Genomic DNA, 20,574 nt, shown 5'->3' with positions numbered 1-20,574 from the left:
GAGCCCGCCATGTGCAGCGCTCCGGTGCAACGGCAACCGGCCCAGCCGGTTGCGAGCGAGACCTTCGCCGCGCAGGCGAAGGTCCGTCACCCGGAATCCACGATTTCCGTGTCACAAGGCCTCAGCCCGCCGGCTGTCCAGGCCGCTTTCACTTTTTTCGGGATTCTTATGCAAACCATTGGCAATGTCTGGTTGTGGGGTGGCTTCGCGGTGGTGGTGATCGCCGCGCTGCTGATCGATCTGGTGCTGATGCGCCACGGCGGCGCCCACAAGGTCACCTTCAAGGAAGCCACCTGGTGGAGCATCGGTTGGGTGCTGCTGGCGCTGGCCTTCAATGCCGGGCTGTGGTGGTACCTGCAAGGCAGCGTCGGGGACGCCCAGGCCGACCAGATCGGGCTGCAGTTCCTCACCGGCTACCTGGTCGAAAAATCCCTGGCGGTCGATAACATCTTCGTCTTCCTGATGGTGATGACCTACTTCGGCGCGCCTGAGGAACAGCGCCAGCGCGTGCTGATCATCGGTGTGCTGGGCGCCATCGTGCTGCGCGCGATCATGATCTTTGCCGGCTCGATGCTGCTGGCCAAGTTCCATTGGCTGCTCTACGTGTTCGGTGCGTTCCTGCTGCTGACCGGCATCAAGATGTGGTTCTCCGCCGGCAAGGAGCCGGATCTGGAAGCCAACCCGGTGCTGCGCTGGATGCGCGGGCACCTGCGCCTGAGCCCGCAGTACCACGGCAACCTGCTCAGCGTGATCAAGGATGGCAAGCGCTGGTTTACGCCGCTGTTCGTGGTGCTGATCTTGATCGCGGTGATCGATGTGATCTTCGCAGTGGACAGCATCCCGGCGATCTTCGCCATCACCACCGACCCGTTCATCGTGCTCACCTCCAATGTGTTCGCGGTGCTGGGCCTGCGCGCGATGTTCTTCCTGCTGGCCGGCATGGCCGACCGCTTCCACCTGCTGCCCTACGGCCTGGCGGTGATCCTGGTGTTCATCGGCACCAAGATGATGATCATCGATCTGTACAAGATCCCGGTGCTGGTGTCGCTGGGCGTGGTGGTCGCGATCCTGGTCGCCACCATCGTGCTGAGCCTGCTGCGCCCGCCCAAGCCTGCCGGGCACTGAGGGGCCGGGATTGGGCAGTCGGGATTCGGGATTGGTGGCGCGGCCTGCGCTGCTGGCAACCATGCACACCGACCAACTCGACTGGTCCTTGCCCGCCCACCGTCGCGGGACCTTACGCGGCATGGATGCCGCGTAAGAGCTTACAAGGACGTACTTGCAGCGTGTCCCGCGATGGTGGGCGGGCAAGGACCCTGCAGCCAAGCCGTAGATCGTCCGCGATAACGCGCAGGCCGAGCCGCCACAGATCCGCGCCGGGGCTGGATTATCCCGTCGCCGGGTCTGCTTATCCCACGTTCGTTGGGCTTGTAAAAAACCTGCGCGCCGCCATCCGTGAATGCATGACAACGCACCCTCTCGCCTCCGACCCCGCCACCCAGAGCCGCCTGGACCGTTCGCGGGTGCTGCGTGCCTTCAACGTCAGCCTGGCCGCCGTGCTGCTGCTGGTGGCGGTGTTTACCGCCCAGGGCGTGTTCGAGTGGCGCGCCTGGGCAGTGGCACCGCTGCAGGCCGACGGCCTGCGCGGCATCCTCACCGCACCGCTGCTGCATGGCTCGCTCGCGCATCTGGGCGCCAACGCCGCTGCGCTGCTGATCCTGGGCACGCTGGCCGGGAGCGTGTATCCACGTGCCACCGTCATGGCGCTGCCGCTGTTGTGGCTGGGCTCGGGCCTGGGCGCATGGCTTCTGGGCGAGCCCGGCAGCCGGCATCTGGGCGCCAGCGGCGTGACCCACGGGCTGATGTTCCTGGTGTTCGTGCTGGGCCTGCTGCGCCGCGACCGCCCCGCGATCGCCACCAGCATGATCGCCTTCCTGTTCTACGGCGGCATGCTGATGACCATCCTGCCGCACGAAGCCGGCGTGTCCTGGCAATCGCATCTGGGCGGTGCGGTGGCCGGGTTGATCGCCGCCCTGCTGCTGCGCCTGCGCGACCCACAACAGGCCAAGCCACGCTACAGCTGGGAAGACGAGGACGAAGACGCTGCCTGGGAGGTGAGCAACCCCGAGCACGCGATGCTGGAACCGCCACCGCCGCGTCAGGTGCCGGTGCTGTGGCAGCGCCAGGACGATGGCTCAGACAGCGTGGTGCTGCATTTCCCGTCGCGCGAACGCCCGCCAGGTAGCTGAGCCTTTCCAGGCGACCGCCGAGCCGATCAATGCCCTGCCCCGCGTAGGAGCGTCGCCTGCGCGCGATGGGCATTACCGCTACAGCCCGTCGCGCTCTGGCGCGCTCCTACGCGAGGCTGCTCAGGGGTGCCCGCTCAATGCACGCCGCGCCAGGCCCGGGTCGTCGGCGAAGAACGCATCGATCCCGGCATCCAGATACGCCTGCAACTCGACCAACGCACCGGCGTCGTTGCGCTCGGTGACCGCGCCGCTGCTGCGATTGTTGGCGGCGAGAAAATAATTTTCCGGACGGAACGTATATGGCTGCACCTGCAACCCGGCCGCATGCGCATCGTGCACCAGGCTGGTGGGCGTACCCAGGCGTTGCTGCGCATCCAGCGGGATGATGCTGCGGATGTCGGGGCCGATCGCATCGGCATAGCTTGCGACCTGCTTCAGGCCGTCGGGCGTGATCATCTGCCCGTAGGTCTTCGGCGCACCGTCCGTGCCGGCATCGGGCAGCGCCATCTGCGCGCCACCGAGCAACTGCAGCAGACGGATGTTGCTGGTGCGGCCGATCTTGCCGCGCAGATAGCGCAGGTTGCCGGTCTCGAACGACTGGATGATCACCGGCGCAGTCCGGGTATAGGCATGCGCATGCAAGGTGGCCAGCACCTTGTCTTCCATCGGCAGGCCTAGCGCCTTGAAATAGCTGGGGTGCTTGATCTCCGGAATCAGCCCGATGGGGCGCCCGGTCGCTGCCGATTCTGCGGCGACGAAATCGATGATCTCGTCGAAGGTCACGATCTGGAAGTGCCCGTCCCAGCGCGTACCGCGCAGCTGCGGCAGCCGCTCGCGCGCGCGTAGCGTCTTCAACTCGGCCAGGCTGAAATCTTCGGTAAACCAGCCTTCCATCGCCTGACCGTCGATGGTCTTGCGCGTTTTGCGCACAGCGAACTGCGGATGGCTGGCCACATCGGTGGTGCCGCCGATCTCGTTCTCGTGCCGCGCGATCAGCACGCCATCCTTGGTGGACACCAGATCCGGCTCGACAAAATCGGCACCATCGACAATGGCTTTGGCATAGGAGGCCAGGGTGTGTTCCGGACGCAGCGCACTGGCACCACGGTGCGCGAAGATCTGCACCGTCTTCGCCAGCGGCGCTTCGGCAACCGCCGGGCCGCTCATGCCCATCATCATCGCTCCCACCAGGCAAAGCCGACCGAACTGCATCATGCATGTCTCCACGGAAAACAGATACCGAATCAACGGGTGATCGCAAGGCGGACCTGGCCGATGCGCGATGCGCAATGACGACTGTACACGCGCATCGCGCATCATCTGCAACGCCCGACACTCACGCGTGAGGTCGTATCACCCGCCCTAAAAACCGTCTGCGTCGACAGACGTCGGAAATCTGCGCAACCGCCACACCGCTTTTGCGATTGCCCAATCCCGATTCCCGATTCCCGTCCTCAGAACCTGGCATCCAGCGTCAAGAACACCTGCCGCGGCGCGCTGGCATGGAAGGCCAGCTGACGCCCGTTCGGGTCGGTGTTGGCGAACGCGGTGAGGTTGGAGGCGTAACGCTTGTCGGTGAGGTTGGTGACGTTGAGCGAGAGCTTGAGCCCCTGCAGCACGCCAACCTGGCCGAAGTCATACCCACCGCCCGCATCGAATGAGGTGTAGCCGCCAAAGCCCTGATCGTTGGTGTAGGTGTAGTAGCGCTGGCCGGTGTACTTCCCGCGCAGGTTGAGATTCCACGGCCCGTTATTGAAGGCCAGCTCGCTGGCGAACATGCGCTTGGGCGTGTCGACGGTGTACTTGCCGGCGGTGGGAATCACCACGCCGTTCTGCACGTAGTTGTCGTCGTAGGTCGAACGGTTGATCGAAGCCGAGTTGTACCACTGCAGGTAGCTGGTTGGTTTCCAGATCACCGTCAGTTCGCCACCGCGGCTGCTCACCGAGCCGACGTTGAAGAAGCGCGTGGTGCATGCCGGCGTGGTGCCCTGCTGGATGCTGGCGCACGGGTTGAGCGAAAGCAGGCGGTTGTCGAAGGTCACGTCATAGCCGACCAGCGAAGCTTCGAAGCGGTCGCGCACGAAGCGATAGCCCGCTTCCAGCGTGCGCGATTTCTCCGGCTCCAATGCGCCGACGCTGGCATCGAACGAGGCCTGGGTCACCAGCAATGGGCCGCCCGCGCCGCCACCCTGGAACGCTGCGATGTTTTCCGCGTACGAAGCGAACACTTCCTGGCCTTCGGCGAGGCGATAGCCCAAGCCGATCTGCGGCAATACCGATTCGCTGGCCTTGAGCGAGCCGGTGGCCACCGGCGCTTCCACCGCCACACCCGGCGTCTCGCGCGCGGTCATTTCGGTGCTCGGGCTCTTGATGCCCAGGTCCAGGCTCAGGCGCTCATCCAGGAACTTGAAGTTGCCCTGCACATAGAACTGGCGGGTGGTGATCACGTAGTTCTGCGAGAACAAACGACGGTTGGGATTCTGCAGGAACTTGTCGTCGCTGACCGGGCCGGTAATCCAGTAGAAATTGCGCTCCACATCGTGGTGATTGCGCTCGTACCACAGGCCGGCTTCCAGATGATGCGGGCCCACCTCCCATCCGAGCGAGGCGATGCCGCCAGTGCGGTTGATCCAGTAATTGGTGCTGCGGATGGAGATCGGCAGTGCCTGCGGCGTCCCTGGGTTGGACGCCTGGCCCGGCGACCACCAGTGGCCCTGGCCCTTGTTTTCGTGGTGATAGACCTGCGTGTGCAGGCTGATCGCATCGTTGGGCTGGAAATCGCCGGCCACGTAGAACAGGTCGTCGTCGCGCAAGGCGCGGCTCTGGTAATACGCATCGTCGATGTTGTCGACACCGCCGCTGAAACCGCAACGCGCGGCATTGCGCGTGGCCGGTGCGCAATACGCTGCGGCCAATGCGCGGTTCCAGTCCGGCGCGTACAGATTCCAGTCCCAGCCCAGGCCACGCGCCATGCCGCTCTTGGACAGGTACGCGTAGTCGGCCTGCGAGGTGCGCGATGTGTCGGCGAATGCGGTCAGCTTGCCGCCATCGAACTGGTACACGCCCTTGGCATTGAACTGCCGCGTGGTGGTCGGCGATTCCGGGCGCGCCCACATGTCGGCTTGGGCATTGATGCCGGACAGATACGCCGAAAACCCGTTGTAATCGCCGGTATCCACGCGCAGGAAGGTGCGGCGGTTGGCATCGGAACCCACCGTCTGCGACACCTGCCCGCCGAACACGCTGGACGGATCGGCCGAGTAATACTGGATGGTGCCGCCCAGGTTGCTGGTCGACGCGGTGCCCAACGCACCGATGCCGGAGGCCAGCTCCACGCCGCCGAAGTTTTCCGCAATCAACGCGCGGCTGATGTTGAGGCCGTTGTAGTTGCCATAGGCGTTGTCGCCCAGCGGCAGACCGTCGAGCGTATAGCCCAGGCGGGTGCCGTTGAAGCCGCGCAGGCTGATCGTCTGCGATTCTTCGTTGGCACCGAACGCATCGTTGGATTGCACGTTCACGCCCGGCATGCGGTTGAGCAGCTTCTGGATGCTGGTGCCCGGCGGCAACACCGCAATGTCCTGCTGGGTGATGCGCTGCACCTGACGCGTTTCGCCCTGGCCGATCACCGACACCGCATCGAGTTGCTGCACGGTCGCACCGGTATCAGCAGACACTTCAAGGTCGGCGGCGTAAGCGGCAGGCGCGAGCACGAGCGCGGCGAGAACGGCGGCACTTAACTGATGGGTCTTGGGCATGAGCGGCGTTGGGGACGAGTCAAGAGATGGCGGCAAGCGTGCGACAGTTGTCTTGCGCCGGTGCGACCGAAACATGACAGTGCAACGACAACCGTTTCGCATCCCTCGCCGTTGCTGCGTCGCGTTGGCATGCAGCTGTCATCGAGCCGTCGTAATGTGCGAGCTCTTCCATTGGTGTTGTCTGAGGTCGCCATGTCGCAGCGCATTGCTTGCCACTCTCATCGGACGCTGGTCAGCGTTGCCATCGCCGCACTGTTGATCGGCAGCGGCATCGCAAGTGCACGCGACAAGGCAGCCTCGAAAGATTCGGTGCTCGCCACCGACGCGCATGGGTACCTGGAGAAACAACAACTGCCCGACAGCGTGCAGCTGGTGCCACCGCCACCGCAGGATGGCAGCGCTGCGCTCGCCAACGACGAGGCGGTCGCCAAGGCCATGCTCGCCCTGCGCGGCACACCGCGCTGGGAGCTGGCCGCGCAGGACGCGGTCCTGAGCTTTCCGGCTGCGGCCACGCACTTCAGCTGCGCGCTCGGCATGCAGATCGACCAAGCCAGCACCCCGCATCTGATCGGTCTGCTCGAACGCAGCATGCGCGATGCCAGCACCGCGACCAGCGCCGCCAAGGCACGCTATCAACGTCCGCGTCCTTTCATGCGCAACGCGCAACCGATGTGCACCCCGGCCGATGACGCGGCCCTGCGCAAGAACGGCTCCTACCCCTCCGGCCACACCGCCATCGGCTGGACATGGGGCCTGATCCTGTCCGAAATCGCCCCCGCCCACCGCGACGCCCTGCTCGCGCGTGGCCGCGCCTTCGGCGACAGCCGCCTGGTCTGCAACGTGCACTGGCAGAGCGATGTCATCCAGGGCCGCATGGTGGGCGCCGCCACCGTTGCCGCCTTGCACGGCAATCCTGCGTTCGAAAAAGACCTGGCCGCCGCACGCCGCGAGATCGAACAGGCGCAGGCCAAGCAGCCGGCAGCCTCCCCGGTGGCTGCGTGCAACGCGGAAAGCGAAGCGCTCAAGACCGCATTGCCCGGGGTGATGTAGTCCACGGCAAGCGCACAGCCGCTGCGCCTGGGTTGCTCGGACGGTGTGCGACAGGTTGCGCACGCATCGCCGCCCACGCAGGTATTGTGCTGGGGCGAATGGGCCTCGGTGCCGACTGGTTCCGACGGTTCCCGCGCTTCATCGCACCGGGAACCACCGCATCACTTGCCGATGCAAAAACTCGAGAAGATCTTGCCGAGCAGGTCATCGGCACTGAGCTTTCCGGTGATCTCGCCAAGCGCTTCATGTGCCAGGCGCAATTCCTCGGCAGCCAGTTCCAGCTGCTCGAAACCGAGCTCCAGATCGGCAGCATCGGCATGCTGTTCGGCCCGACGCAGCGCCTCGACATGCCGCGTGCGAGCAGAGAACTCGCCGTCGACGCTATCCACGCCATCGCCGAGCGCAAGCGCGCGCAGGCGAATGTGCAATTGCTCCAGTCCTTGTCCGGTCACGGCAGAGACAGCGATCGCATTGGCATCGAGCGATGCGGCATTGCCGAGCAGATCACATTTGTTGTGGATCCACAGCTGACGCGGCACGGCATCGATGGCATCGCCGATGGCGTCGCGGGCGGCCTGCGGGTCGCGTGCATCCAGCACCACCAGCGCCAGGTCGGCGCGCTCCAGTTCGACGCGTGCGCGGCGCATGCCTTCGCGTTCGATCGCATCGCCGCCATCGCGCAGGCCGGCGGTATCGACCAGGGTCAACTCGAAACCGTCCAGCTGGATGGCTTCGTGCAAGGTGTCGCGGGTGGTGCCGGCAACATCGGTGACGATCGCGCGGTCGCTTCCGGCCAGCGCATTGAGCAGCGAACTCTTGCCGGCGTTGGGCGGACCGATCAACACCGCATGCAGGCCGTCGCGCAGCTTGCGTCCGCGTTCGGCATCGCGCAGCAGCTGTGCGAGCACGTTGCGCGCCTGGCCCAGGCCATCGCGTACTTGCTTGCCGCCCAAGGTGTCGAGCGGCTCGTCGGCAAAGTCGATGGCTGCCTCGACATGGATCCGCAGGCGGGTCAGGGTCTCGGCCAATGCATCGACCCGTTGCGAAAACACGCCGTCCAGTGCGCGTCGCGCCGCGCGTGCCGCCCGCAGGTCGCCGGCTGCGATCAAGTCGGCAATGGCTTCGGCCTGTGCAAGATCGAGTTTGCCGTTGAGAAACGCACGTTCGCTGAATTCGCCGGCGCGTGCCTGACGGGCACCCAGTGCGATGCAGCGGGCGACCAGTTGCCGCAACAGCACTGGGCTGCCATGGCCTTGCAGCTCGACGACGTCTTCGCCGGTAAAGCTGTGCGGCGCGTTGAACCACAGCGCAATGCCATCGTCGATGACGGCGCCCTGCCCGTCGCGAAAACGTGCGTAGTGCGCATGTCGCGGCCGCATCCGCGCAATTCCAAGGTGCGCTGCGATCTGCACCGACTGCGGCCCGGACAAGCGCACGATGCCCACGCCGCCGATTCCGGCAGCACTGGCGATGGCAACGATGGTCGAGGTGGAAGACGACATGGGCACTGCTCTATGGTGGATTGAAAGAGGACATGTGGATTTTAGACGGCGCAGCCACCAGCGCCGAGCCACATGTTTGCCGGCACTTTTAAGGCGCCTACCGTTGCGACAATCGCGCTGTCTGGCGTCTGCACGCCATGTCGTGTCGCTACTTCGGTCACAACGATTGCAGCTGCGTACGCGCCTGCTCCACGCCACTGCCTTGCGGCTGCAATTCCAGGTACGTGGAATAGGCCTTGCGCGCCTTGTCGCGATCGCCTGCCTTTGCATATGCATCGCCGAGATTGAGAGAGGCCACCGCGCGCGAGGGATCGATCTTCAAGGTATTTTCCAGCCAACGCGCCGATTCGGCAAAGCGCACCTGACGGTAATACACAACGCCCAGGTTGTTGGCCGCCAGCGCGAAATCCGGGCGCAGCTTCAGTGCTTCGGCAAATTGCTCGGCCGCATCGGCATAGCGCTTTTCCTTGTACAACTGCAGGCCGCGTTCGTTGGCCAGTTGTACGCGTTGGCGATCGCTGCTCTTCACTGCGGTGGGCACACCAGCCTGGCTTGCCCGCCTTGCAGCGTCTTCACCGTCACCGGCGCCGCAGCCACCGTCGCACCGGCTGCGGCCGGCGCAGGGGGCACTGCATCCACGCGTCCGTTGAGCGCAATCGCATCGGCCGACAGCTGCGCGGTCTCTGCAGTGAGAAATTCTTCGCCGCTGGGCACCTGGAACACGAATTCGCCACCTTGCGAACCGGGCAGGCTGCCCAATGCCGGCGTCTGCGCCGAGACTGCCGACACCGCAGGCGCCACGTACGCGGCCAGTTCGGTCCCGGTAATCAAGCCGTCGCTATTGAGGTCGCCCTTGCCGGTCAGTGCCTGCAACAGCACCCAGGTGAACACCGAATGCCCATTGGGCCCGCTATCGGCCACCTGTTGATCGGCGCCGCCGTCGGTGAGCATCTGGCGCGCGACACGCCGCGCGTTCTCGCGCAGATACGCGCCGGACGTCGGCCCGCCACGCGTCAATCCCAGCCCGCTGTAACACGCATCCATCACGAACAAGACGTGCTTGGCCTGCAGGCTTTCGGCGCAGATTCCACCTCGTCCGGCACCGCGGCAATCGTCGCGAACCGGCGCGCCTCCTCGAAGATCAGCACGGTGTCGAACGATGCGGCGATGCGTTCGCGTTGCTCCAGGTTTTCATGAAACAACTGCTGGCCCACGTTACTGGAGGTGACGCGATCGCGTGGCCCTTGTTTGTCCTCATCGGCCAGCACGATGATGCGACGGTGCCGGTCCCGTTGTTGGCGCAGTTGCGCGATCAAGGCACGCGTGGCGTCCCCGGTCTTGTCCGCCTGCGTGCCAGCGGCGGCAGCATCGCTGACGTCATGCCTGCCGCAGCCGGCCAGCGCCAGCACGCCCATGCAACTTGCGCACAGCAACAGGCGATGCAACGGCGATGTGGTCACGACGGCGTCCTTGGCGAGAGAGAAACAGGCAATAAATGCGGGCTGACATGCAGAAAGCCCGCCTTGCGGCGGGCCTTCTTGAACTTACTTGGCGTTGGCCTGGATGATCTTGCTCGGCTTCTCGCCGTGCTGGCGGATCATCCACCATTGGATCAACAGACCCAGGCCGCCGTTGACCACCCAGTACAGCACCAGACCGGCCGGCATGAAGGCCATCATGACGCCGAACACCAGCGGCATGAACTGCATCATCTTGGCCTGCATCGGGTCCATGCCCGGGGTCGGGGTCAGCTTCTGCGTCGCCCACATGATCGAGATGTTGAGCAGCGGCAGGATGAAGTACGGGTCGCGCGCAGTCAGATCCTGGATCCAGCCCAACCACGGCGCCTGGCGCAGTTCCACCGACTCCACCAGCACCCAGTACAGCGCGAAGAAGATCGGCATCTGGATCAGCAGCGGCAGGCAGCCGCCCATCGGGTTGATCTTTTCCTTCTTGAACAGCTCCATCGTCGCCTGCTGGTACTTGACGCGATCGTCGCCGTAGCGCTCCTTGAGTTGCGCCAGGCGCGGCTGGAAGCGGCGCATCTTGGCGCCGGACTTGTACTGCGCGGCCGACAGCGGATACAGCGCCAGACGCAGCAGCACCACCAGGCCGATGATGGCCCAGCCCCAGTTGTGCAGGAAGCTGTGCAGATGGCTCAACACCCAGAACAGGCCCTGGCCGATGATGGCCATGATCGAGAAGCGGCTGTAATCGACCACGCGGTCCAGGCCCTTGACGTCTTCCTTGGCGATCAGGCTGACCAGCTTCGGGCCCACCCACAGGCGCGCTTCGGTGCTGGCGGTCTGGCCAGGCGCCACGGTAAAGGCCGGGCCGCGCAGTTCGGCCACGTCGCGCGGGCCGTCCTGGGCCAGCACGTACAGCGAGGCCTGGTCCTTCTGCGGAATCCAAGCGGTGAAGAAGTGGTGCTGTAGCAGCGCCACCCAGCCGCCGGTGATCTGGCGATTCAGGCCACCGTCGTCCATGTAGTCCTTGAACGCACGACGCTCATAGCCTTCCTGCGGGCTGTACCAGGTCGCACCATTGAAGCTGAAGGAGTCCGGATTGGTCATGCCGCGGCTGAGAATGGTCGGCACCCGGCTCAGCTTGCGGAACACGTAGCCGTTCCAGGGCGCGCCACTCTTGTTGATCACCTCGTCCTTGATCGAGATCGCATAGCGGCCGCGCTCCAGGGTAAAGGTGCGACGGATCGAGACGCCGTCAGGGCCATTCCAGACGAACGGCACCACCAGCGTGTTCTGGCCCTTGGCCATTTCGAACGTCGTGCCCGGCTGCTCGGCGCGGAAGCCTGCCACGCCCGGCACCGGCGAACGCTCGCTGGCCCAGCCGCTGGTGGCGTTATACGGGTGCGCCGGATCCTCGGTCAGCAGGCTGACCGGCGCGGTGCCGTCCTTGGTCTGCGGGAATTGCAGCAGCTCGGCATCGAGCACGCTGCGGCCATCCAGCTTCAGGCGCAGCACATCCGAGGTCACGGTTACCACCGGTGCAGCGCCGGCAGCAGCCGGTGTCGCCGCAGTGCTACTGGTCGCCGGCACAGTGCCCGGCGCGCCGGCCTGCGGAATGGACTGGGCCGCGGGCACATTGGCCGCGCTCGGCGCCGCCGCATCGAGATCGCGCGCCGCCGGCACCGACTGCGTCGCCGCGGCCACCGGCGCATTGGCAGCCGCCTTGTCCTTGCCCCACTCCATCCACAGCAACGCCGCGACCATCAGCCAGGCAAAAATCAGGAAAACACGGGTCTGGTTCATCGGGCAGCAACTCGCTCAGTCGGAACTACAGTTCCGGCTCTGTCGGGGAAGGGGAGGATGGGCGCACCGTCCTGGCGGGCGGCATTGTGCCGGGCGCAGCAGGCAGGGGCAATGCGCCGGCACGGCGCAGCAGACGCACGAAGGCATCGCGAATCTGTGGATTGGTCGCTTTTGCCGCCGCCGAGCGCGCTACGATGACGTAGTCGCCACCGGCCAGTTCGGGCAAGAGATGCCGCATGGCGTCGCGCAGCACGCGCTTGATGCGGTTGCGTCCGACCGCGCGCGTATCGACCTTGCGCGACACTGCCATGCCCAGACGCGGCGGCGTATCGCCGGTGCGCCAGTGCAGGCTCAAAAGTGGGTCCGAGGTGCGACGTGCAGTATCGAAGACGATCGTATATTGCGCACGCGTACGAACCCGCGCAGAGCGAGGAAATCGCCTGCACGGGTTCGATGCGTTCACGGTAGGGACTGCCTCGGCCGCAGGGAGCGGCGCGGCAATCAAGCGCTCAGGCGCTTGCGGCCCTTGGCGCGGCGGCGAGCCAGGATCTTGCGGCCGTCGGCGGTTGCCATACGTGCGCGGAAACCATGGTCGCGTGCTCGCTTGAGATTGCTGGGTTGGAAAGTACGCTTGGTGGCCATGGGGCCCTCTGCATGAATGGAGACGAATAGAACCGGCAATTCTATAGGCCTTGCGCGCCGCCGGTCAACACCCTGCTCGCTTTACTGCGGATGAGGACACCACCGGCCTGTGGATCGCCCTGTGAATAACTCTGGGAAAACCCTGCCCTCGGTGCTAGGCTGGTCCATCCTCTTTTCACTACCGGGCTGCGAGCACGGCGCTTTTCTGCGCGCCGCAGCCAGCAACAGATGATCACACGTTGATGGATGCTTGGCCCCGCTGTCTGGAACGTCTCGAAGCCGAATTCCCGCCCGAAGATGTCCACACCTGGTTGAAACCCCTGCAAGCCGAAGATCGCGGCGACAGCATCGTGCTGTACGCCCCGAACGCCTTCATCGTTGACCAGGTGCGCGAACGTTACCTGCCGCGCATTCGCGAACTGCTGGCGTATTTCGCCGGCAATGGCGAAGTCGCGCTGGCGGTCGGTTCGCGTCCACGTGCGCCCGAGCCGGCCCCTGCACCCGTGGCCGTGCCGAGCGCGCCGCAGGCTGCACCGATCGTGCCGTTCGCCGGCAACCTGGATTCGCATTACACCTTCGCCAACTTCGTGGAAGGCCGTAGCAACCAGTTGGGCCTGGCGGCCGCGATCCAGGCTGCACAGAAGCCCGGCGACCGTGCGCACAACCCGTTGCTGCTGTACGGCAGCACCGGTCTGGGCAAGACCCACCTGATGTTCGCGGCCGGCAATGCGCTGCGTCAGGCCAATCCGGCCGCCAAAGTGATGTATCTGCGTTCGGAGCAGTTCTTCAGCGCGATGATCCGGGCGCTGCAGGACAAGGCGATGGACCAGTTCAAGCGCCAGTTCCAGCAGATCGATGCGCTGCTGATCGACGACATCCAGTTCTTCGCCGGCAAGGACCGCACGCAGGAAGAGTTCTTCCACACCTTCAACGCGCTGTTCGATGGCCGCCAGCAGATCATCCTGACCTGCGACCGCTACCCGCGCGAGGTCGAAGGCCTGGAGCCGCGGCTGAAGTCGCGCCTGGCCTGGGGCCTGTCGGTGGCGATCGACCCGCCGGACTTCGAGACCCGCGCGGCCATCGTGCTGGCCAAGGCGCGCGAGCGCGGCGCCGAGATTCCCGACGACGTGGCATTCCTGATCGCCAAGAAGATGCGCTCCAACGTGCGCGACCTCGAAGGCGCGCTCAACACCCTGGTGGCGCGTGCCAACTTCACCGGGCGCTCGATCACGGTGGAATTCGCCCAGGAGACGCTGCGCGACCTGCTTCGCGCCCAGCAACAGGCGATCGGCATTCCCAATATCCAGAAGACCGTGGCCGATTACTACGGCCTGCAGATGAAGGATCTGCTGTCCAAGCGGCGCACCCGCTCGCTGGCGCGCCCGCGGCAGGTGGCGATGGCGCTGGCCAAGGAACTCACCGAGCACAGCCTGCCGGAGATCGGCGACGCCTTTGCCGGCCGCGACCACACCACCGTGCTGCATGCGTGCCGCCAGATCCGCACGTTGATGGAGGCCGACGGCAAGCTCCGTGAGGACTGGGAAAAGCTGATTCGCAAGCTCAGCGAGTAAGCCCTCGGCTGCCATCGGCGCCGGGCTGGAAAAAAGCGTGGAAACGTTGGGGTCAAATGCGGGAGAATCTGTGGATAACGTTGCACCGCAGTCCGGTTGTAAAACTATCCACAGGTTGTCCGACCAGCTCAGGCGCACTAGTCCAACGCGTTTCAGATGCTGAAATGTCTTTGGAAACAAACAGTTATGGTGGTTATCCGCTGAAAACGGCCCTACCATCACCACCAAGCTTTTGATTTATTCCATATCTTTTAAAGCATAGGGGCACGGAACCACATGCGTTTTACACTGCAGCGCGAAGCCTTCCTCAAACCATTGGCACAAGTGGTCAATGTGGTCGAACGCCGTCAAACCCTGCCCGTCCTGGCCAATTTGCTGGTGCAGGTCAAGGATGGACAGGTGTCGTTGACCGGCACCGACCTGGAAGTGGAAATGATCTCGCGCACGCTGGTGGAGGACGCGCAGGACGGCGAAACCACAATTCCGGCGCGCAAGCTGTTCGACATCCTGCGCGCCCTGCCCGACGGCAGCCGCGTCACCATTTCGCAGACCGGCGACAAGGTCACCGTGCAGGCCGGGCGGAGCCGCTTCACTCTGGCGACGTTGCCGTCCAACGACTTTCCGTCCGTGGACGAAGTCGAAGCGACCGAGCGCGTCGTGGTGCCCGAAGCCGGTCTCAAGGAGCTGATCGAGCGCACCGCGTTCGCCATGGCCCAGCAGGACGTGCGCTACTACCTCAATGGCCTGTTGTTCGACCTGCGCGACGGCTTGCTGCGCTGCGTGGCCACCGACGGCCATCGTCTGGCGCTGTGCGAGATGGAGTTGGAAAAAGCCGGTGGCGCCAAGCGTCAGATCATCGTGCCGCGCAAGGGCGTGACCGAGTTGCAGCGTCTGCTGGAAGGTGCCGATCGCGAGGTCGAGCTGGAAGTGGGCCGCAGCCACATCCGCGTCAAGCGTGGTGATGTGACGTTTACCTCGAAGCTGATCGACGGGCGGTTCCCGGACTACGAGGCGGTGATTCCGATCGGCGCCGATCGCGAGGTCAAGGTGGATCGTGAAGCGTTGCGCGCGTCGCTACAGCGTGCGGCCATCCTGTCCAACGAGAAGTACCGCGGTGTCCGTGTGGAAGTGTCTCCGGGTCAGCTGAAGATCAGCGCGCATAACCCCGAGCAGGAAGAGGCGCAGGAAGAGATCGAGGCCGATACCAAGGTCGACGACCTGGCCATTGGCTTCAACGTCAACTATTTGCTCGACGCGCTCTCGGCATTGCGCGATGAACACGTGGTGATCCAGCTGCGTGATGCCAATTCGTCTGCATTGGTACGTGAAGCCAGCAGCGAGAAGTCGCGTCATGTGGTGATGCCGTTGCGGCTCTGATATCTCGTTCCACGTGGAACACGGGAAGCCCGGCGAGTGCCGGGCTTTTTGTGGCTATTCGTAAAAGCGTGTTGGAACGGAATCAAAGCTCGCCCGCCTCGATCAGGCGGATGAGTGTTGAAATGTCCGCTCCGTAATTCTTGGGCGGCGGTGGTGCTTTGTGTTGGTCGGCCCCTTTCGGAGGCTTCATTGCCCGCACCTTTTCCAGCACGGGCAGTCCGTAGCCCATTGAGTCATCCGGCAACGCGCTCCCCATCTCGGCAGGCTCTGGCGCACGCTTTCTCTCGAACTTGGGTCTTGCCTGCTTTCGGCTGTGAATGCCCTCAGTGAACAGAATCTTGGCGCGCAGCGCCTCGAACGAGTAGCCACGCCCCAGCCGGTTCATCACCCGGATCAGCGAGTTCAACGACTCGGTGTAGGCGTTGGTGACAGGGTGCTCGAAGTAGTTGAGGATGAAGGGCTGCCAGTTCGTGAAGGCCCGGATCAGGTCGTGGAAGTACGGCCTGATCTCGGGTGACACATCCTTGCTCCAAGCCTCGTAGCGCCTCAAGGCGGCCTCCGGCGAGTCCGATTCCTCGTAGATGGCGTAGAAGGCTTCCTTGAGTCTGTACGCCTCTCCCAAGGCCGGGTAGTTCTTCGTCCAGCCGTCAAGGTTCAGGCGCTCTTCGTCGTTCAGCGTGCGCTCGCGCTTCAAGAGCACAAAGCGGTCGTGCATCAGCCCGCGCTTCTGTTTCAGCGTCAGTTCGGCCCGCAGCCCTTTGCGCGCCTTCTCCATCGCGTCGTTCGCCATCCTGACGACGTGGAACTTGTCGATGACGATAGTGGCGTCCGGCAGTACAGCGCTCACCGCGTCGCGGTAGGGCGTCCACATATCCATCGCCACGTACTGCACCTTGTCCCGGTTCGGCATCTTGAACAGGTACTTCGACACCGTATCCTTGTTGCGGTTGTGGAGCATGTCCACGATGGTGTTGTTCTGGATGTTCGAGACGACACAGCGCGGCTTGTTGATGATGTGAATTTCGTCGATGCCCATCCACCTCGGCGTCTCGAAGCGAACGGTCTGCTCAAGCTCGTTGATGTAGTCGCGGAAGATGTTGCGGATCGTTCCTTCGACCACGCCGGTTTCGTCAGCCAGCGAGGTGAAGGTGCGCTTCAAACTCTGTTGCCCGATCCACTTCACCAGCCGGTCGGTCATCATCCGGTTCTCTGCAAGCACCGGCAGCGCCTGCGAGAAGGTCTTGCCGCAGGCTTGGCAACGTAGCCGCTTGGTGTCGATGTAGATGCCCACGCGCTTGCCGTGCATGGGCAAGTCCTTGAACACCTGCTCGCGGGTGCCCCACGAGGTCAGGCGGTCAGACTGGCAGTGTGGGCAGGCCGAAGTTACGTCCACCGGCTCGGCGGTGACGTGGTAGTCGTGGTCAGACTCCTCCACGCGCAGTACCCGGTACTGCGGGAGGTTCAGGATGTTGGCGGGCATGGTCAGACCCGCCGCATGTATTCAAAGAGGTGATCGCCGTAAGCTGTACTGCCATTGCAGCCAAACGGCTCGGCAAACTCATGCAGGACGATCTGGGATGCAGCACGCTCATCCACTGGGAAGAACGCGCCCTGCGGCTCGCAGTACATCTCGAAGTCGCCCTGTTTCATGCCGCAGTGCTCGCAGTGGTTCATGCAGTACGAGCTTTGTGTGGTCTTGCTGAAATCGACGCGGTAATGCCGAGAGAATGCTTTGATGCGTGCCGCCACTGCGGGCAGAAGATCGGTGACGTAGTGAACGATGGTTGGTTCGTCATACCGATACCACGCATCCCGCTCATCATCCTCTTCGTCAGGCTCCAGCGTTTCGTGCCCGGCAGGCAGGATGAAGCCATAGACGCTTGTGAGTTCGTTGCACTTCCAGCACCGCTTGGCGGACTGGGCGATGAAATAGCTGCTTGAGCGAACGCCGATGTCTGGCTCGCTCGGCAACCACCGCCCGAAGGCACTCACGTCCACGCCGTCTGGCACATACCAGACCTTGCGTTCACCATCCCAGCGTGCGCCAAGTCGCTTGGCATCATCTTTCTCGGCGAAGGGTACTGTGAGGTCGATGCGTGGCATATCGCCTCCTCATTCCAGTCCTTTCGCTTCCCAGCCTTGGCTGGTCAGCTTGATGGCGTGCTTGGATTCCTTGCTGCCCGCGCCATCGAGCACGCTCTTCACGAACGGGAAAGCGGCTTGCACGTCCGGTTTCTTGGCCCAGTCAGCGAGGTTGTTGACCTTGTAGGTGTAGGTGATGCCTGCCTCTTGGTAGTCGCCGAACTTCATCGGGCCTTCCCACTTGACGATCTTGTCCAGCGCCTTCTTGCCCCAGCACAGGTCAGTCTGCTTCTCGGTGGTCTTGCCGTTGAGGCCGATGGAGGCGACTTCCTTCTCCTGCGCGAAGGGCTTGGCCGCATCGGTCAGGGTGTAGCGCTTGATCTTGGCCTTGGCACCCGTGGGCTTGCCCATGATCCCCATGATGTCCACCTCGGTGTCTTCGCCCTTGACCAAGCCACCCGCTTCGAGCGCGGCCATCTGGTTGGCGCTCCCGGCCTGCATGGTCTTTTGCAGGCGCAAGTCCATCTCGGACAGGTCAACCGGCCAGCGCTTGGTGTTCAGGCAGAGGTCGCCCTTCTTGTCGAAATACTGGGTCATGGCCGCGCCGAAGTTCTTTTCGTTGGCGTCAGTCTTGCTGCCGCAGGCAGTCAGGGTGGCGACGCTGAGGGCGGCGAGGATGGCGATGTTCTTCTTCATGAATTTCCCTTGTGGTTGTTGAATGGAGTCACGACTGATCCCATGCGTCGATGGTCAGTGCAGCATCAGTTGGGCAGTCGCGGATGCGCTCAGGCCGCAGGTTCACCTTGCCCATCCAGCCGGGAGGCTGCGCATACTCTTCGCCCTCATCCATGCCGAACACCCAGATGCCGTCGTCGGCAGGCTTGATGGCATCCCCGGTGATGAGCGGCAGTACGATGTCTGCCGTGGAGGTGTAGCGGTTCGGATACCCGTCGCCGCGCAGCTTGGTGGCCTTGCCTTCTTCGACGAGCTTTTCCAGCCAGCGAATGCCACCAACGCCCGTCTCCCACTCCGCGAGAACGGACTTCTTGCGATCAATGATGGCGTCCCGTTCTTCGGGGGTTTGTGTCGAGACGACGATCCAGTATCCGAGCATGATTGGGGTCAGGAGGTTGAAATGGATGCGGGGGTAGATGCAAGGCCGGTCAGCGCTCCATTGAGCCTGTTGGGCAGAAGTGCCAGATGGTCTATGCGGCGCAATGCGGCTAATAGACGTTCGCCCTCTATCGAGGTTGCGAATTTGTTGTAGCGCTCGATGTCGCGCAGGTTGCCCGGCGAAGGCTGGTTATCCCACCCTTTGCCGTGCTTGGCACCACGCACGGAATTCGTGCCGTACAACTTGGCGTAGCGTTGCGCGATCAGAACCTCTGCCCGTTCGTGCGCACAATCTGTACGAATCTGGTAATCGCGAAGCTCAAACACCTCTTCAATCGCGAGTGCCCGGCGTTCTTTGGTTGCCACGGCACCGCCTTTGCCGAAATGGCTGCGCATTCGGCGCTCGAAGTTTTGTGTCGAACCTACATACCAGCCATCCCCTTCCACTCGGAGGACGTAGATGTAGTAAAGCTCGTCTTTGGCGACGGACAGTCCCATTGGCACTAGCCCGGCTGACCAAGCTCATCAAACGGGAGGATGGAACGCGCAGACTCAAGCCAGCTATCTTCTTCGGGATCAAGCCCGATCAACTCGTACTTGCCGTCGTTGTTTCGATACCCGACGCCCATCACGAGGGAAGTGTCCCGCGCCGCGATGTACGCAGCCGTTGCCTTGCCTTCGGTCGAGTATTCATGGCCGGTAAAAATCAGGGCAGCCAACCCAAGTGCATCGTTGTCCCGGCGCGTCTCGTCACGGAGAAACTGAATGAACGATTGCTGTTTGAGTGCCAAGTCCTGCTTCAATCCCTTCGGGTATCCGTCCTCGAATTCGATGCCATAGATGAAAGCTGTGCCATTGGACTCGACAAACAGTATGTCCTCGAAAACTTCGCACTGGACATCGTGGCGACACGCTTTCAAGTCTGCCATCCACAGTCCATCCGGCCCTTGCGGGAAGTTAGAGACAAATCGTGCGTTCTTCGCTGCAAACGCGATTGGGGGCCTCACCGCGCTTAGATTCATATTCAAATTGTTCATCTCAGACATTGAAATCTACTCCGCTGGAAATTTGACGGTCGCCAGTGCCTCATGCTCACTCACGACTGGCAAGCGATCACGGGGCACAGGTTCAGGAGAAGTCCAATCGGTTTCGCCGATGGCGATGAAGCGATCAATTGCGGCCTCGATGGATGCCTGATTGATGACATCCACATCGAGCACGATCTTCAAACCGATGCCGTAAACGTAGCTGCGGTCGAGTTTGAAGGATTCGTGAATCGTGGGAGGCTCGTTGCGAGCGATCTCCGATTCCAGTTTTCGCCACTGCTCATGAAAGGTCAGGCCACCAAACTGCTCGAAACGCATTTCCTCGCGCTCGGCTAGTTTGTAGGAAAGGATTTTCCCGGTGCTTGAGCGCTGTGCAGGCACGAACTCCCAATTGGAGTTCTCTTCTCGCTCTTCCGGTGTCAGCATCGCAGCCACACGGGTGTGTGCAATGTCATGTGCCTTGTCCCAGAACGCCTTGCGGGCGGTCACGAAGCTGGCGTTCCAGATCGTGAAGCGATCCGTGCCCGGAAAGTAGAAGTCAAACCACTGGTTATACAGATCGGGACGGCCCGGCTCATTCAGTACGAGACGGCTGGTGAACCGGCCACCGTACTCGGCCGCGTCACGGTGCATCTTGCCCTTGAGGCGAATGACCTCATGGCTGCGCTTGTGCCGTGGCAGGGTCACGAAAGGAGGGCGGCGCTTGGCTCCGGGAAACTTCATGGCTCACACCCTTTCTCGCCTCGCGCCTTGGCATATTGCGCTTGGAGTTCAGGAGCAAGCCTTTCTACCAAGGCCCGCACGTCGTCTTGCCTTGCCTTCGTCACGGCCCCCGGACTGTGCTGGCAGATCACATCCGCAACATCAGAGGCTGGTTGCCCATGCTCAGAAATACTTTCGAGGATGGTTTTTTGCTCG

The 20,574-nt window shown here is 63.2% G+C and carries 19 protein-coding genes and 2 pseudogenes; 6 read left to right on the top strand and 15 right to left on the bottom strand.

Annotated elements, in window-relative coordinates; all coding sequences use genetic code 11:
• Positions 1-168 precede the first annotated feature (168 nt).
• Together J7367_RS07360 and J7367_RS07355 are read left to right on the top strand one after the other, a co-directional pair.
• Positions 169-1,125 carry a TerC family protein gene (locus tag J7367_RS07360; protein WP_057661781.1) on the top strand — a complete coding sequence of 319 codons (957 nt, stop codon included), beginning with the start codon at positions 169-171 and terminating at the stop codon, positions 1,123-1,125.
• 338 nt (positions 1,126-1,463) lie between these two features.
• On the top strand, positions 1,464-2,249 hold the full coding sequence (locus J7367_RS07355; protein WP_057661780.1) for a rhomboid family intramembrane serine protease: 786 nt from the start codon (positions 1,464-1,466) through the stop codon (positions 2,247-2,249).
• A 120-nt stretch (positions 2,250-2,369) separates the two neighbouring features.
• Here J7367_RS07355 and J7367_RS07350 read toward each other — a convergent pair whose 3' ends face one another.
• Together J7367_RS07350 and J7367_RS07345 are read right to left on the bottom strand one after the other, a co-directional pair.
• Complete coding sequence (locus J7367_RS07350; protein ID WP_057661778.1) at positions 2,370-3,464, bottom strand: glycerophosphodiester phosphodiesterase; 1,095 nt, start codon at positions 3,462-3,464, stop codon at positions 2,370-2,372.
• A 239-nt stretch (positions 3,465-3,703) separates the two neighbouring features.
• Positions 3,704-6,004, bottom strand: coding sequence for a TonB-dependent receptor (locus tag J7367_RS07345; RefSeq protein ID WP_057661776.1), 2,301 nt, complete (start codon positions 6,002-6,004; stop codon positions 3,704-3,706).
• Between the two features lie 192 nt (positions 6,005-6,196).
• Here J7367_RS07345 and J7367_RS07340 point away from each other — a divergent pair, with 192 nt between their 5' ends.
• Positions 6,197-7,054, top strand: a complete 858-nt coding sequence (locus tag J7367_RS07340) for a phosphatase PAP2 family protein (RefSeq protein WP_057661773.1) — start codon at positions 6,197-6,199, stop codon at positions 7,052-7,054.
• Between the two features lie 161 nt (positions 7,055-7,215).
• Here the strand turns inward: J7367_RS07340 and mnmE are convergent, their stop codons facing one another.
• Together mnmE and J7367_RS07330 are read right to left on the bottom strand one after the other, a co-directional pair.
• The gene (mnmE, locus tag J7367_RS07335; RefSeq protein WP_057661770.1) at positions 7,216-8,556 is read right to left on the bottom strand and encodes a tRNA uridine-5-carboxymethylaminomethyl(34) synthesis GTPase MnmE; all 1,341 of its coding nucleotides are present in this window, start codon (positions 8,554-8,556) and stop codon (positions 7,216-7,218) included.
• 157 nt (positions 8,557-8,713) lie between these two features.
• Positions 8,714-9,636: pseudogene (locus tag J7367_RS07330) on the bottom strand (tetratricopeptide repeat protein); the annotation flags it as partial.
• Here J7367_RS07330 and J7367_RS22220 point away from each other — a divergent pair.
• A pseudogene (locus J7367_RS22220) lies at positions 9,633-10,123 on the top strand (hypothetical protein); the annotation flags it as partial. The pseudogenes J7367_RS07330 and J7367_RS22220 overlap by 4 nt on opposite strands.
• Here J7367_RS22220 and yidC read toward each other — a convergent pair.
• From yidC to rpmH, 3 genes are read right to left on the bottom strand one after another with little or no spacing between them, the layout of a single operon-like run.
• A complete protein-coding gene (yidC, locus tag J7367_RS07325; RefSeq protein ID WP_022560505.1) occupies positions 10,101-11,825 on the bottom strand; it encodes a membrane protein insertase YidC in 1,725 nt (574 codons plus the stop codon). The pseudogene J7367_RS22220 and the gene yidC sit on opposite strands and share 23 nt — an antisense overlap.
• 25 nt (positions 11,826-11,850) lie before the next feature.
• Positions 11,851-12,288: a ribonuclease P protein component gene (rnpA, locus tag J7367_RS07320; RefSeq protein WP_007968218.1), complete on the bottom strand. Its 438-nt coding sequence runs from the start codon at positions 12,286-12,288 to the stop codon at positions 11,851-11,853.
• Positions 12,289-12,326: 38 nt separating this feature from the next.
• On the bottom strand, positions 12,327-12,467 hold the full coding sequence (gene rpmH / locus J7367_RS07315) for a 50S ribosomal protein L34 (RefSeq protein ID WP_002805908.1): 141 nt from the start codon (positions 12,465-12,467) through the stop codon (positions 12,327-12,329).
• Between the two features lie 242 nt (positions 12,468-12,709).
• Here rpmH and dnaA point away from each other — a divergent pair, with 242 nt between their 5' ends.
• A complete protein-coding gene (gene dnaA, locus J7367_RS07310; protein WP_007968215.1) occupies positions 12,710-14,038 on the top strand; it encodes a chromosomal replication initiator protein DnaA in 1,329 nt (442 codons plus the stop codon).
• Positions 14,039-14,314: 276 nt separating this feature from the next.
• On the top strand, positions 14,315-15,415 hold the full coding sequence (gene dnaN / locus J7367_RS07305; RefSeq protein WP_005912436.1) for a DNA polymerase III subunit beta: 1,101 nt from the start codon (positions 14,315-14,317) through the stop codon (positions 15,413-15,415).
• Between the two features lie 82 nt (positions 15,416-15,497).
• Here dnaN and J7367_RS07300 read toward each other — a convergent pair whose 3' ends face one another.
• The 8 genes from J7367_RS07300 to J7367_RS07265 form a co-directional block, all read right to left on the bottom strand.
• The gene (locus tag J7367_RS07300; RefSeq protein WP_209028911.1) at positions 15,498-16,895 is read right to left on the bottom strand and encodes an ISL3 family transposase; all 1,398 of its coding nucleotides are present in this window, start codon (positions 16,893-16,895) and stop codon (positions 15,498-15,500) included.
• A gap of 2 nt (positions 16,896-16,897) precedes the next feature.
• Positions 16,898-17,518, bottom strand: a complete 621-nt coding sequence (locus J7367_RS07295) for a DUF5710 domain-containing protein (RefSeq protein ID WP_209028910.1) — start codon at positions 17,516-17,518, stop codon at positions 16,898-16,900.
• Between the two features lie 9 nt (positions 17,519-17,527).
• Complete coding sequence (locus J7367_RS07290) at positions 17,528-18,193, bottom strand: hypothetical protein (RefSeq protein ID WP_209028909.1); 666 nt, start codon at positions 18,191-18,193, stop codon at positions 17,528-17,530.
• Positions 18,194-18,221: 28 nt separating this feature from the next.
• Entirely contained in the window at positions 18,222-18,611 is a 390-nt protein-coding gene (locus J7367_RS07285; protein ID WP_209028908.1) for a hypothetical protein, read from the bottom strand.
• Between the two features lie 8 nt (positions 18,612-18,619).
• A complete protein-coding gene (locus J7367_RS07280; RefSeq protein ID WP_209028907.1) occupies positions 18,620-19,108 on the bottom strand; it encodes a GIY-YIG nuclease family protein in 489 nt (162 codons plus the stop codon).
• 5 nt (positions 19,109-19,113) lie between these two features.
• Entirely contained in the window at positions 19,114-19,656 is a 543-nt protein-coding gene (locus J7367_RS07275) for a hypothetical protein (protein WP_209028906.1), read from the bottom strand.
• 6 nt (positions 19,657-19,662) lie between these two features.
• Positions 19,663-20,379 (bottom strand): hypothetical protein, encoded by a 717-nt coding sequence (locus J7367_RS07270; protein WP_244672280.1) that lies wholly within the window; start codon positions 20,377-20,379, stop codon positions 19,663-19,665.
• Positions 20,376-20,574, bottom strand: a 199-nt coding sequence (locus J7367_RS07265; RefSeq protein WP_209028905.1) for a hypothetical protein, incomplete at its 5' end; no start/stop codon positions are given. The genes J7367_RS07270 and J7367_RS07265, both read right to left, overlap by 4 nt.

Origin of the sequence: Xanthomonas sp. D-36-1 (assembly GCF_017746155.1) — a bacterium.
Taxonomy (GTDB): Bacteria; Pseudomonadota; Gammaproteobacteria; order Xanthomonadales; family Xanthomonadaceae; genus Xanthomonas; species Xanthomonas cissicola.
This window is presented reverse-complemented; position numbering and strand designations above follow the sequence as displayed.